Here is a 13,607-nt window from a genome sequence, read left to right as displayed (position 1 = left end):
CACACTGATACATCCCGAACTCAGAGGTGAAACGCTGCTGCGGCTACGATAGTTGGAGGGTTGCCTCCTGCCACAATTGCTCGGCGCCAGGTCTCTTTTTCCTAAAAAGCTCCCTCTAAAATGAAAGGGAGCTTTTTGTTGCTTTAGCGATATTTAATTAATCTAAGCAGAGGAAAATAAGAAATCTTCCCCTTCTCCTGTCCTACGGTGTACACACAAGTCTTGAAATCCTATCTAACGTTTGGTTTCATCGCCTAGCTTTCGGTTTTGCGATCGCTCTGGAAGCCTGTCATGGCGAGGAGGAAGGACGTAGGCGAAAGCCTTCTCGTTCGCGTAGCGTCTCCCTTTGGGAGAAGAGTAGCAATCGCCAAAATTACGGGATTATGCGGTTACTTCGCTCCGTTATCACTGCGCTCGTAATGACAATTCAAAGGTTCTATAACGCCTGAAACCCTTGCAGCTATCACTTGTGTGTACACCGTAGCTTCTCCTGTCGGAAACGCTGCGCGAACGGCTACGCTCAGAACAAGCTCACTGACTACCTTCACAGGCTATTATATGCTTCTTCATGTCGATTTGGTATAAGGCGTTAAATTATCAAGAAATCACATCTCAACTGACTCAGAAAACTGACGTTTTAATGCTGGAAATACAGGACAAGGTGCTTGTTCTTGTAAATTCTCTGTTTTACTCCAAGTGAAGGGTGCTTTTTTCGCCGCAGACATCCATAAAAGACGCTTGGCGCGTGTCATCGCCACATAAAGTAAACGATATTCTTCCGCGGTTTTTAAGTGTTTGGCTTGTTCCCAAGCTTGGCTGACATCAGGTATACCCAATTCTCCGTGGAGGGCGGCGCGAATTTGGGCACGGGCGACTTCTGATAAGGTGAAGTCTCCTAAAAACTGGCTTTGCGGTGGAACCCAAGATTTACCTGGAATCAAGTTTTCGTGTAGAAAGGGAATGAAAACATAGTCCCAATCTAACCCTTTGGCTTTGTGCATAGTAATAATGGTGAGTTGATTCGGACGGGTGTAATGTGCTTCTAAATCTTCAGTTTCCACAGGTTCAAAGCGTTCGGAATTGACAATTTCGCTTAAAGCTGACAGCATTGCACCCATTGAACTACCGCCAGATATTTGCTGATTGACTCGTTCTGCAAGTTTGTCAGCAGTCGCCAATTCTGCTTGGTCATAATTCAATGCTAAAGCGAGAAAGGAAATTAATTGATAAAGCGGTAATTCCAAACGAGCGCGGAGTAAACTACGACAAAGATGAGCCGCTTTTACGATTGGTTCAGCTTGGGGTGCAGCTAAGGGGCCTGGGTATAAAAATTCTTCTGGTAAACTAGCGAGGGCGTTGAGGTCTTGGGTGGGAATTAATTGCCGTTGTACCAGTACTTCTAAGGCAGCTTTCAGGTAATCTGGGGAGTGGGGTCGATCGCAAAATTGCAATAATGCCAAAATTTCTTGCGGTACATGAGAACGGCGATCGCGCTCACCCACATCGTAAAGTGTAATATTATGCTTTTTACATAAAGGTGCTAACATTTCTGCTAACCATCGACCTTGGCGATTTTCTCTGACTAACACGGCCGCACGGGTATTACTTGGGTCTGGCGTGAATAACTCCACTACTCTTTTACCCAGCAGTTCGACTGTGTGATGAATATCTCGCGGTGTGTATAGTTCCAGTCCTTTACCCTCTGCTGCTGGGTTAGCATTTTTTTGCGGATCATTCGTATTCACTGGGTAAATTATCTGTTGGCGGAAGGGAGAAGCAGCCGGGAGACGTGACGATTTTTGATTTTTCGCACCATAAAAACTATTCACCCATTCCAGCGCAAAGTTAGCCGCAGCAATAATAATTCTTGTACTGCGCCCAGCTTGATTCATCGTTGCCAATTTTGCCACGCGATCGCACTCTTCACAAAATTGCCGAAAATAAATCGGATCGGCTGGTGTAAACGTGGAATTAATTGCTTGGTTAGGATCACCAACTCTTACGAGGTTGAGTGCTGAGTGCTGAGTGCTGAGTGCTGAGTGGGGAGTGCTGAGTGGGGAGTTGGGAGTTGGGAGTTGGGAGTTTAAAGAAATCCCCTTGTCCTCCTTCTCCCTGTCCTCATCATCACTCGCCAAAATCTCTAACAACCGAGTTTGCAAAGGACTAGAATCTTGGGCTTCGTCTTCAAAAACGGCGAACACTTGGTTTTGTTCAATGCGACGGGCGCTGTCATTTTCTAATACGCGCAGGGCGGCGAGAATCATATCGTCGTAGTCGATGAAGTCGCGCGATCTCATTAAGTTTTGGTATTGTTCGTATAATCCCGCCGCTATGCTTAGAATGGCGTAATTATCTGAAGTTTCGTGACTCCAATTTTGTAGTTGTTCTGGCGATATTCCTGAACTTTTGGCTTCGTGAATGACTGTAGTTGCTAAGTCTGGTAAAACTTCAGTTCGCAGTACAGATTGACGACGCAATCGTTCTGTTTCTTCACCGTCAAATTGTTGTCCTTCCAGTAACCGGAAGTATATTTCAGCATTATTATTAATCCATTGTTCGACGGCTGTGCGAATTAAGCGATGACTTTGACTAGGGGTAATTAATGTAAGATTTTCTAACTCTAAACCTGATAAATCAGGATAACGACTCGCTATATTCAGCGCCAAACCATGTAATGTGTAAACCGCAAAACCTGTTTGAGGTAAAGATAAATCGTCACGTAAATATTTCCGAATTTTCGCTTTAATATTGGCAGCCGCAGAACGAGTAAAGGTCACAACTACTAACTGACGGTGAACCGAGGAAGGTGATTGCGCTAAACGTTCATACTGACGTGCAATTGCGATCGCTGCTGCCGCCGCCATGCCCGTCGATTTCCCCGCACCTGGAACCGCAGAAACCGCTAATGGCCCAGATTCCCAGTCAGCCATCTGTTGTTGTCCTTGGCGTAAGCCGTTACGAATCGCCAATATTTTTTCGCGCAAAGACAAAACCTGCTGCGATGACTGAGATAATTCCGATGGAGCAGATTCTAAAGGCACAGTAGCAGTAAAGTTGGTATCTGACATATCACAATCCGAGGCTGAGAGAATAACAAGTATGAAGTCTGAAATTTAATTATTTGGCCTGCTGCTTCCTACTTTTAACCAATGACCAATGATAAATAACAAATGACTAATAATAGACATTATTTCGGTTTAGTTGGGGCGATCACTCTGGGTGCAATTTTGCGCTTTTGGCATTTAGATTTAAAACCTTTGTGGATGGATGAAGTGATTACAGCCATCTTTAGTTTAGGTAAAAATTATCATGATTTGCCTTTAGATGTTTTATTTCCTTTAGAACGTGTTCAGGAAATTTTCACTTTTCATCCTGGTGTCAGTTGTTCACAAATCGCCATTAATGTTGATACACAGTCTACCCACCCGCCTTTATTTTTTTGTGCGATGTATCGGTGGTTAAGTTGGATGACTCCTTTAGGCACAGAGTGGGTAACAAAATTGCGATCGCTACCTGTTTTATTTGGTGTCGCCACAATCCCGGTGATGTATTACCTAAATCGCATTGCTTTTTCTCAATCATCAGGAATTATCGCTGCTTTGGTGATGGCGACTTCTCCCTTTGCTGTATACCTTTCCCAAGAGGCGAGACACTATACTGCACCAATGTTTCTGATTACTTTGTCGTTACTCGGATTGATGAAAATTCAGCAAGATATATTTGAGCGATCGCGTTTTCGGTTTTGGGTTTGGTTATCTTGGACAGTTGTGAATATTCTTGGCTTTTACGTCCACTATTTTTTCGCTCTCGCTTTTATTTCAGAAATTGCTACTTTAATATTTATAGCTTATCGATATCAACTCCATATTGTAATTATCAAAAAAATCTGGCTATTTTTATTGATTTCTCTGACTACTATTGGCATTGGTTTTCTTCCTTGGTTACTGGTTGTTTTAAATCATGCCCAGCGTACAGAAACCAATTGGTTACCAACCCCTAACTATATTTCTCCCTTATATCAAACTTTAATTAACTGGGTCTTGATGCTCATTAATTTCCCTGTAGAAAATCAACATCTACCAGTGGCAATTATTAGTATTTTAATCATGGTGTTGTTTTTTATTTGGACAGGACGGAAAGTTTTTCAAGGATTACATTTTTTATCATCTAATAATAAAAATAATATCTCAACTATTACCCTGTTAACTTTTACTATTGGCGTAGTTTTAGAATTTTTAATTATTATTTACATTTCCCAGAAGGATATTTCTGTAGTTCCCCGATATCACTTTGTTTATTACTCCAGCTTTTGTGCTTTATTATCAGCAGGGATTAATTACACCAAGAGAAGTCGAAAATCAATCTCAGGTTTCTTAACTATTAGTATTATTAGCTGTATTTTTGTAATTTATAACTTCGCTTTCCAAAAGCCTTTTCTACCGGAAAAGGTAGCTCAAAATATGAATTTAGATCCAACTATTCCCACAATGCTAGTTACTGGATATGGTAGTTATCAAGATGTAGCATTGGGCTTAAGTTTTGCTTTAGCTTTAGAACAGTTAAGAAATGCAAATAAATCGGATAACTTTGCTTTTATAAATCAAAACTCGCCTGTAATTCCTTTTTGGCAAAAACTTGCACAATTACCTATTCCCAATTCATCCCAGCTAAACTTATGGATAGTTGCCCCTGGTTTGCGAAGAAGGGATTATCAACCACAAGTTAAGTTATCTTCTGGGCAAATAGTTTGTAATATCGACCCGACACAACATTATCGGATAGGTATTCCCTATCAACTTTATCGTTGTATAGCAGGAGACAGAAGTTAAAAGTCTTACTATGTACTGATTAGCTTTGCCACGCTACTACAATTGAAGGTTTACTCATATCAAATAGATATGAAGAAGCATATAATTAGCCTGCGGAGGTGGTTACTGAGCTGGTCGAAGCGCAGGCTTTGTTTGTCTAGCCACAGACCTCTAGCTCTAGTCTGAAGGGTTGATTATTCGTCAATTAACCAAGGCTCTTTAGTTACTTCCTCGTCCAAAATTTTCTTTGGACGCACAATGACAATTACCTTGCCCAAAATCGAAATCTCTGGTTCTGTTTCTAACCATTGAATATCTAAATTCCCGTTATTATCAATCACAAAATAGCTGGAATTATCCCATTGTCTTTGAGCGCGATCAACAACTATGAGTACTTCTTCTCGTCTGTTTTGTGTTTGGGCTTGATTGGGGAGGCGATCGCTATCTGCTAATATCACTACTGGATCTTCGGCATTTAACAAGGCTTGCCAACCCGGTAACGGAACCCAAGCTTGTTCGCCAGCAAACTTGACTATTTGGAATGGTTCACTCGCTGTAATTAAAGGTACAGCTTGCAAATCTTGGGGTGTTAAGGGCAATTTTCCCACCACCGCTAAAATCCGTGGTAGTTCATCTTCAGAGTCAAAGCGGTAAAATGGCAGCAAGGGAGCCGGACGCTTGGGTACAACGGTAAAATCAACCAACAGTTGCTCTAGTTGCTTTCTCGCGGAATCTGTGTGAGCAAAACGCAATCCTTTAGCTATTAAACGCGATCGCTCTGTCAAATCAGAATTTTGCCTAGCTAATTTCCAAGCTTGGTAAGCTACCGCATCCCCCGCATACGCCGAAAATCCTTCGGGTAAATTGCGTAACCAAGAATAATCTTTAATGGCCTTGGCTATTTCTCTCGCCCCATCAACATCCAGTTTATGTATAAACGCTAATTCTGCTGCTGCTGCGCGTTCTTCTTGGGAAAGCAAGCGTAGTTCATATAAAACATCACTACCTCTTGTACTGTAGTGCGATCGCGCTGCTTCTGATGCCCCGACTTTTTCTATAGAATTATAAACTTGAGCGCCAACCACGACTTGATTTTGTTGAATTGGCTCAAATCCAGTTGCTTCAAAAATTTCTTGCTGATTATAGCCAGACTTTTGCAGAGTGGCGATCGCAAGTCCCCATTCTACCCAATTACCTTGCTTTTGCCTGAGCTGACGCAGTAACTCCTGGGCGTTGTCATTTCCAGAGGTGTCAGAGTTTGGGGCGTTGAGTGGTAAGTCAGTCATAATTGGGAGGAGCAACTTGAATTAGAGATAACTACCGATAACTGATCGGCAAGTCTTATTCTAATCTTTAATAGCGGACTATCTCTCACTCTAGCACCAAACAAAATTATAGGTTATCAATAGTACACGCAAGTTCTGGATTAGAACTGATCAGTACCTTCACGCAAGGCTGACGCACCATCTATCAACTAAGCTTGGTGTGGAATATAACACTATAGTGAATTATTTACAGGAATTATCTCATGGATAATCCCACGCAGGAATTAAATACAAGTCGTCGGCAAACAGCTACTTTAGAAAGAGCGAAAAAACTCAAAATATTAGTAGTGGATGATGAGCCAGATAATCTCGATTTACTCTATCGGACTTTTCGGCGCGATTTTCACGTTTTAAAAGCTGATAGCGGTATCAATGCCCTAGAAGTTTTGGCAGCAGAAGGAGAAGTGGCAGTCATTATCTCTGACCAAAGAATGCCAGAAATGAAGGGTACAGAGTTTCTGAGCAAAACTGTGCCGCAGTTTCCCGATACAGTTAGGATTATTCTGACGGGCTTTACTGATATTGAAGACTTGGTAGAAGCCATCAACGCTGGACAAGTCTATAAATACATCACCAAGCCTTGGGACCCTGGCGAACTCAAAGCGGTCGTCCAAAGAGCCGCAGAAACCTATGATTTGTTAAAGCAACGCACAGAAGAATTACGCCGCGCTAATGCTCAAATGGCGTTATTGTCTGTGTTAGTGCAAGTTACCCAAGCCGCAGATACTTTAGAATCCATTCTCAAACCCATTGCTACAGCCTTTAGTGATAGTTTTACCACTGATGGCTGTATTTTGCAGTTAGTAGAAGGGAATCAATTAGCAGGCGTTTCTGGTTCTCATAGCCGTGTTGGTACTACTCTCAACTGGCTAGACAAAGACCCCTTGGTAAGCGAAGCGATCGCCACTGGCAAAGTCCAAGTCGCCTTAAATGTCGCTAAAGATCCGAAACTCGCTGGTGTATCCCACTATCAAGAAACTGGTGTGCAAGCACATTTAGTTATCCCAATTACCTACCGGAATGATATGTTAGGTGTGTTGTCACTCCAATGGCAACAACCTTGCTCTTTGCGAGAAGATGAACTTAACCTGATTAATTTATCAGCTCAACTAGTAGCGATCGCTCTGACTAGTAGTCGCTGCTATCAAGGAACTCTGTAGTTATTAGTCATTTGTCCTTTGTCTTTGGTCATTGGCTAATAACTAATGACTAATGACCAATGACTAATGACCAATGAATCAAGAAATTCGCGCCATTTTTGACAGTATTGCTCCCGTATATGACCAGCTAAATAACTGGTTGAGTTTGGGACAACACCGGATATGGAAAGAAATGGCGATTAAATGGAGTGGCGCTAAACCCGGAGACACTTGTATTGATTTGTGTTGTGGGAGTGGTGATTTAGCGTTGCGTTTAGCACGGCGTGTAGGTAATACAGGACATGTCTATGGTGTGGATTTTTCACCCAAGCTACTCGCCACTGCTCAAGAACGCTCTCAACAACAATACCCCCAACCCGCCATCACTTGGGTAGAAGCTGATGTTCTCAATTTGCCTTTTGCGAACAACCAATTTGATGCGGCGACAATGGGATATGGGTTAAGAAATGTTACAGATATTCCCCAAAGCCTCAGAGAAATTCACCGCGTTCTTAAGCCCGGTGGAAAGGCGGCAATTTTAGACTTTCATCGCCCAAACAACCAGCAATTAAGGGTGTTTCAACAATGGTACTTAAATTCTATAGTTGTACCAATGGCTGAAAGTCTGGGCTTAAAAGAACAGTATGCCTACATCAGTCCCAGCTTAGATCGCTTTCCTACCGGAGACGTGCAGATGGAATTAGCCCGACAAGCTGGTTTTGCATCGGTTACACATTACCCCATTGTGAACGGTATGATGGGAGTGTTGGTAGTTGGTAAATCTGAGATTTGAGATTTGAGGTTTTTGATTGGCTCTGCTGGCAAAGAAGCAGAAGTCTTTGAGAAATCAATATCCGAGTCTAAATTTCCAAATTCAAAATTGGCAAGTCCAAAATCCTGTGGATTGGTCTCATCTTTGGCTTTATGTATCTCCCCCCATATTAGGTGGGGTAATTGGCTATTTCACAAATGATATAGCCATCAAAATGTTATTTCGTCCCTACCGAGCAATTTACATCGGTGGACGACGAGTGCCTTTTACTCCCGGTTTGATTCCTCGCAACCAGGAGCGGTTGGCGAAAAATATTTCTAATACCATCATGGGTTCGCTGCTCACGCCAGAAGAATTACAAAATCTGGCGCGGCGCTTGTTGCAAACAGAGCGAGTCCAAGGGGCAATTCTATGGTTATTACGGTTAGCAATTGAACAAATTAAAGCAGATAAAGACCAAAAAAGTGCCAAAATAGTTGCCGGAATTTTGCGTGATTTGTTAGGCGAATCCTTGCCACGCTTGTTAAAAGTTTTAGCCAGAAGAGAAGACTTTTTAGAAGCGCAAATCAATCAAATTTTTGATCAAGTCCTGCTAGATTTACAATTAACTGATGAACAAGCTACAAGATTAGCTGATTGGTTATTGCAGACAGTTTTACCTCCTGATGTTTTGCGTCAGGCGATAGTTGATTTTTTAACCGATCGCACAATTCAAATTATTGATGAAAGCTTTCGAGAAAAAACTAGCGGTACTTATTGGGTAGTAGCGAATTTGTTCGGCTTACGCAACACCCTTACCAGACTGCGAACTTTTTGTCTGGATGAAAAAGAAGCCACAAATGCGCGGTTGCAAGAATTAACCCAAGATTTGCAAGTGCGCGATCGCCTGAAAAAAATCCTGCAAAATTTATCATTACAAAATTTGCCCATTGGGACAGTCAGACAGTTACGCAAAACCACCCGCGAAACAGTCCGCCAATATATTCAAAGTACTGGTGGTGACTTACTACAAGGATTCACCGATTCTGTAAATTGGGAAAATATCGCTACATTATTGCTGAATCGCTTGAGTGCTTCACCTGTAGTCAATTCTTCTTTAGAAGTGGTCAGCTTAGAATTAGCTTTGATTTTAGAACGTTATTTAGAAAAAGATTTAGAAGCTATTGTGGCGCAAGTCATTCCAATTTTGTCCATCGACCAAGTAATTATTGACCGTGTAAAGTCAACTTCTCCGGCTGATTTAGAAGCAGCAATCGAAGGAATCGTCAAAAATGAATTACAGGCGATCGTAACTTTAGGTGGAGTTTTGGGTTTTATAGTCGGGTTATGCCAAACAGCATTTTTAATCTTGAGTCAGCAGTAAATCATACTAATTCTGTATGAAGATGCACAGAATCTTAAGCAGCGAACCGCCAAGGATCTAGAGCTTCACATTCAACGTAGAGACGTTGTATACAACGTCTCTACAAAATTTATACCGTACAGCTTCATATTAAACTGATATTATTAGTTAAATTAAGATTTATCGATTACGGCAAGATATGAAGATAAATCTTCTTCTTCAAATGTATCTGAATATAGTTTTTTAGTAAAAATTTTCAGAATATCTTTGATTGAAACCTCTTTAACACGAATTCCATCAACGTCATATAACTCTCTACTTTGAATTTGAGTGACTATCCATACTTGACGGTTTTTACCTTGTATTTGTAGCGTTTTTTTCTTGGAACCACCATCAGTTAATCGAACATCAATTGTTATTTGAGAATTTTTTAATTTATTAACATAATTTTCAATTTGCTCTTTTTTATAATCTTCAAAAGTTTGTCTGAGTGTGCAGTCATACATAACTACTAAACTTCCAATAATAAAAAAACCATCTGCTCTACCAGCTTGATTTTTTTTGTCATATTGATATAAATTATGGATGCCCAGCAGTCGAAGAATCATAAATACATAATCCTCAAACTCTCCTGCATCTGAAATTGACAAACTATTACCTAAATATAAACTGATTTTATCTTTAATACCTTTAACATCATCAGAATTTTCTTTTTTAATTTGAGGTTTAGGCTTTGGTATTTGCATATTTTCTTCCAATCGGCAAACTTCCACAGCCACTGTTTCTATCGAGCCATTCTTTTTTCTCCACTCATTAGTATTAAATTGAACTAGATCACCGATTTTCAAATCTTCAATACTTGTATCAATTACCTTATTTCCAAAAAAGAGTATGTCACCTTCATGCCCTGATATTCTTATATTAGGAATGATATATCCATAAGGTGCTTTACCTTCTATGATATTGATACTCCTAATTTTGCCTGTAAATTTCATAATTTGACTACCATGACAAACAGCTTTTCCAAACATAGGATTCCCTAGAGAAGCAAGTTTGTAACATTCACAGCCTGAAGCGATCGCCTAACTCAAAATTTGTGCTAAATCCAAAATAAAGCATGGTAAAACATCCTCTCCACTCAAGCTACCAGGAGATTGTAAAATTTCAACTTCTTGTCCTTGTCGATAAATTTCTACTCGTTGATTTTGCGGATCAATTAGCCAGCCTAGACGCACACCGTTATCCATGTACTCCTGCATTTTAAGTTGCAATCTTTCTAGGCTATCTGTAGCAGAGCGCAACTCTATCACAAAATCAGGAGCCATAGGTAAAAACTTGGCAGGATCAGGATTTAAAGCTGCTATTCTTTCTCTTTTTACCCAAGACGCATCAGGCGATCGCGTTGCACCATTGGGAAGAATGAAACCCGTGGAAGAATCAAAAACTAAGCCAGTACCATCAACACTAGCCCAAAACTCTAATCTGAATATCAGTTTTACGTTACGATTTCCACTTTCCCATCCCGTAGGCGGCATAATAATGATTTCCCCTTGCGCTGTTCGCTCAAAACGTAAGTCTCGATGATTTTGACAAATTTGAAAAAACTGCTCATCCGTTAACTCAATGACGGGGCTGAGGTCAAGAATCAAAGCAGTCATATTTGTTCCTCAATCTTGATATATGTAGCCTAGCATCGACTACTTATTACTAACCTTTAACTTCGGATAAGCAATACGTTTATGATGAAATTGCTGCCAAACTTCAACAAAAATTTCAGCAATTTGCTTCATTTCATCCCGCGTTAGTCCAGATTCTTGCAGTTGATTATCTTGCCATCTGGCACGCAAAATATTATTGAGTGTAGTTAAAGCTTGTTCGGGTGTGACTTCTTTGAGCGATCGCAAGGCGGCTTCACAAGCATCTGCTAACATCACAATTCCCGTTTCCCGTGATTGGGGAATGGGGCCATCGTAGCGGAAATCAGCTTCGTCTAATTTAATGCTGGGGTCGGCTTGGGCTTGCTGTTGTGCTTGATGGTAAAAATAAGCAATCAGCATTGTACCTTGGTGTTCGGGAATAAATGCTTGAATTGCCGTGGGTAAAGAATGTTTACGCGCCATAACTAACCCTTCACTAACGTGCTTTTTAATAATTTCGGCACTTTTCCAAGGGTCTTGAATTTCTGTTTCGTGTTTATTCGGCCCCCCCATTTGGTTTTCAATAAAACCTAAAGGATCGTGCATTTTCCCAATATCGTGGTACAAAGTCCCAGCCCTGACTAATTCGACATTACAACCTAATTTTTTCGCCGCCGCTTCTGCTAAGGTGGCGACAAATAAAGTGTGTTGAAAAGTTCCAGGAGTTTCTGTAGCCAGTTTTTTTAATAAGGGACGGTTAGGATTTGCTAGTTCTGCTAACCGAATTGGTGTAACTAAATCAAATAATTTTTCTAAATAAGGACTCACGCCCAAGGCGATGATACTCCAAGCTAAACCGGATAAAGCAAACAGTCCGGCTGCTTGAAATACCATGTACCAGCCTGTACTAAATGCTGTACCTATCAATAAACTCACAATTAGATAAACACTACCTTGGGTCGCCGCAATCGCTACACCTAATAATGCTAATTCTTCTCGCGATCGCAATTTTTGGGCAATGTAACTACCTAATATTCCTCCAGTTGCACCAGCTACCAAGGCGACTTTACTAACTTCCAAACTTGAGGGTATCACTAGCAACAATAACCCTCCTATGACTGTTGCACCTAAAGTCTGTCCATAAAAGCTGCCTAGTAGTAAACCAACGGCACTCCAGCTAGTATGAAATATTCCCATTGCGATCACACCAGGGGTACTCAAAGTGAGCAGTAATATTAATAGGCGATCGCGTTGGCGTAAGCGGTACTTATTACGCTTTTCTACCCAAACAAAAAACCCAATTGCACCTGTAACCATCGCTGCTAATTTCGCCAGGCCTAGCCAATTATTTTCCCGACGAATTAATTTATATTTTTCTAAAACATCAAACTGCCACTCAGTAATTTTTTGACCTTGGCGGACAATTATCTGACCTTGGCGCACCGGAATTATGACGGGTGGAACTCCTTCTGCGGCTTGTTTGGCCTGTATTCGAGTTTTTTCTTCATCTTTTTTTAAGTTGGGTTCTAAAACTGCCAACAACAGCTTAGAGGCTAAAGCTTCCGCATCTTTCGGCACAACATACTGCACATGAGTACCGACTGCATTTTGTAAAATTTTCGGTGGTAGCCCTTCGGGAATACCCTGGGTCAAAATGCGATCGGCAATTTGGCTAACTTGTGTATAAGTGTTTGACCAATCATCATCTGATAAATCTAAGATGATTGTTTCTTGATAAATTATCCCTGGGTTAGTTGTATCTAGTTGTGAAAATTGCGACTTGGCTTGGATATAAGCTTGGCGGATTTGAGATATTTGCCGCACCAAAGAAGATAAATTTTGGGACGAGGTAGTGATTCGGTAAGCTTCTAATTCTCCTACAGCTATTTGAAAGTCTTTGTTTTGGGTAATGTTGCTAGGCTGAGGCGACTGAGATGGTATCGGGATGATCGTTATGGGCTGGTTCTGCTTGGTAGATGAACCTGTGGCAGATGGAAATAAGGGAGGATATCTAGGAGAGTGAGGTTTTTGGGGAAATCCTAGTGAGAGTTCTAATTTCTGTTTACTCTTGTTTTCGACAGTGGCTAATAGTGCTTTCCATTCTGAATCGGAACAAGCACGGAGATATTGCTGGGTAGGTAAAGATAAAACTGCGGTGTCAAAAAAAGGAAAAGGCCCAGCAACAGCACGAAGTTCATTACCTTGGTCAAGAATTTGTTGTAGTTCTTGGTTAATCTTGTTGGTAATCTTTTCGTCAATCATTAAGACTTGTACAGAACTGTTACTTACCTCTTTCCGTCGAATTTCAGTTTGTTTTTTATCTTCAATGCTGGTAGCGTAAGGTGCTTTAAAAGTTTGTGGTGCGTAGGTTCCCACTTGCAGTTGGGGTCTATTGTATAGCTTATGACCCAGTACCCCGGTTAATGAAACAACTGCGATCGCAAACACCACAGAAGAACGTTTTTCATGTACCCAGCCTAAACCGACTGCAATAATTCCAGTCTGAGTTTTGAACGATTTTTTCATTGTTCTGGGTACCGTTGGGCGTTTATAAATTTAATTTTATGTAAGTAGTTATATTGAT

The 13,607-nt window shown here is 41.0% G+C and carries 9 protein-coding genes; 4 read left to right on the top strand and 5 right to left on the bottom strand.

Going from position 1 to position 13,607, the window contains the following annotated elements; genetic code table 11:
* Positions 1-605: 605 nt before the first annotated feature.
* Positions 606-3,068, bottom strand: coding sequence for an ATP-dependent helicase (locus H6G74_RS08295; protein ID WP_190967200.1), 2,463 nt, complete (start codon positions 3,066-3,068; stop codon positions 606-608).
* 102 nt (positions 3,069-3,170) lie between these two features.
* Here H6G74_RS08295 and H6G74_RS08290 point away from each other — a divergent pair, with 102 nt between their 5' ends.
* Positions 3,171-4,829, top strand: coding sequence for a glycosyltransferase family 39 protein (locus H6G74_RS08290; RefSeq protein ID WP_190967199.1), 1,659 nt, complete (start codon positions 3,171-3,173; stop codon positions 4,827-4,829).
* Between the two features lie 173 nt (positions 4,830-5,002).
* Here the strand turns inward: H6G74_RS08290 and H6G74_RS08285 are convergent, their stop codons facing one another.
* Positions 5,003-6,094, bottom strand: a complete 1,092-nt coding sequence (locus H6G74_RS08285) for a RuBisCO accumulation factor 1 (RefSeq protein ID WP_190967198.1) — start codon at positions 6,092-6,094, stop codon at positions 5,003-5,005.
* Positions 6,095-6,336: 242 nt separating this feature from the next.
* On the opposite strand from H6G74_RS08285, the gene H6G74_RS08280 reads away from it, so the two are divergent.
* From H6G74_RS08280 to H6G74_RS08270, 3 genes are all read left to right on the top strand, one after another.
* Positions 6,337-7,293 carry a response regulator gene (locus tag H6G74_RS08280; protein WP_190967197.1) on the top strand — a complete coding sequence of 319 codons (957 nt, stop codon included), beginning with the start codon at positions 6,337-6,339 and terminating at the stop codon, positions 7,291-7,293.
* Positions 7,294-7,366: 73 nt separating this feature from the next.
* Complete coding sequence (gene ubiE, locus H6G74_RS08275) at positions 7,367-8,065, top strand: bifunctional demethylmenaquinone methyltransferase/2-methoxy-6-polyprenyl-1,4-benzoquinol methylase UbiE (RefSeq protein WP_190967196.1); 699 nt, start codon at positions 7,367-7,369, stop codon at positions 8,063-8,065.
* Between the two features lie 106 nt (positions 8,066-8,171).
* Positions 8,172-9,407 (top strand): DUF445 domain-containing protein, encoded by a 1,236-nt coding sequence (locus tag H6G74_RS08270; protein ID WP_190967214.1) that lies wholly within the window; start codon positions 8,172-8,174, stop codon positions 9,405-9,407.
* 152 nt (positions 9,408-9,559) lie between these two features.
* On the opposite strand, the gene H6G74_RS08265 is transcribed toward H6G74_RS08270, so the two are convergent.
* Genes H6G74_RS08265 through H6G74_RS08255 form a run of 3 tightly spaced genes read right to left on the bottom strand, consistent with a single transcriptional unit; the run spans position 9,560 to position 13,549 of the window.
* Positions 9,560-10,417, bottom strand: a complete 858-nt coding sequence (locus H6G74_RS08265) for a hypothetical protein (RefSeq protein ID WP_242051180.1) — start codon at positions 10,415-10,417, stop codon at positions 9,560-9,562.
* Between the two features lie 51 nt (positions 10,418-10,468).
* A complete protein-coding gene (locus H6G74_RS08260; protein ID WP_190967195.1) occupies positions 10,469-11,044 on the bottom strand; it encodes a Uma2 family endonuclease in 576 nt (191 codons plus the stop codon).
* Positions 11,045-11,083: 39 nt separating this feature from the next.
* Positions 11,084-13,549 carry an HD family phosphohydrolase gene (locus H6G74_RS08255; protein WP_190967194.1) on the bottom strand — a complete coding sequence of 822 codons (2,466 nt, stop codon included), beginning with the start codon at positions 13,547-13,549 and terminating at the stop codon, positions 11,084-11,086.
* Positions 13,550-13,607: the final 58 nt, after the last annotated feature.

This window comes from Nostoc spongiaeforme FACHB-130 (assembly GCF_014698475.1).
GTDB classification, from domain to species: Bacteria; Cyanobacteriota; Cyanobacteriia; order Cyanobacteriales; family Nostocaceae; genus Nostoc_B; species Nostoc_B spongiaeforme.
The sequence above is the reverse complement of the archived record's forward strand: the minus strand, read 5'-3'. Positions and strand labels throughout refer to the sequence as shown.

What these genes read in the sequence shown, in the direction of transcription:
- H6G74_RS08260 (WP_190967195.1), bottom strand. Translation starts at nt 11,044, where the DNA reads ATGACTGCTTTGATTCTTGACCTCAGCCCCGTCATTGAGTTAACGGAT.
- H6G74_RS08285 (WP_190967198.1), bottom strand. Translation starts at nt 6,094, where the DNA reads ATGACTGACTTACCACTCAACGCCCCAAACTCTGACACCTCTGGAAAT.
- H6G74_RS08255 (WP_190967194.1), bottom strand. Translation starts at nt 13,549, where the DNA reads ATGAAAAAATCGTTCAAAACTCAGACTGGAATTATTGCAGTCGGTTTA.
- H6G74_RS08295 (WP_190967200.1), bottom strand. Translation starts at nt 3,068, where the DNA reads ATGTCAGATACCAACTTTACTGCTACTGTGCCTTTAGAATCTGCTCCA.
- H6G74_RS08265 (WP_242051180.1), bottom strand. Translation starts at nt 10,417, where the DNA reads ATGTTTGGAAAAGCTGTTTGTCATGGTAGTCAAATTATGAAATTTACA.
- H6G74_RS08290 (WP_190967199.1), top strand. Translation starts at nt 3,171, where the DNA reads ATGACTAATAATAGACATTATTTCGGTTTAGTTGGGGCGATCACTCTG.
- H6G74_RS08280 (WP_190967197.1), top strand. Translation starts at nt 6,337, where the DNA reads ATGGATAATCCCACGCAGGAATTAAATACAAGTCGTCGGCAAACAGCT.
- ubiE (WP_190967196.1), top strand. Translation starts at nt 7,367, where the DNA reads ATGAATCAAGAAATTCGCGCCATTTTTGACAGTATTGCTCCCGTATAT.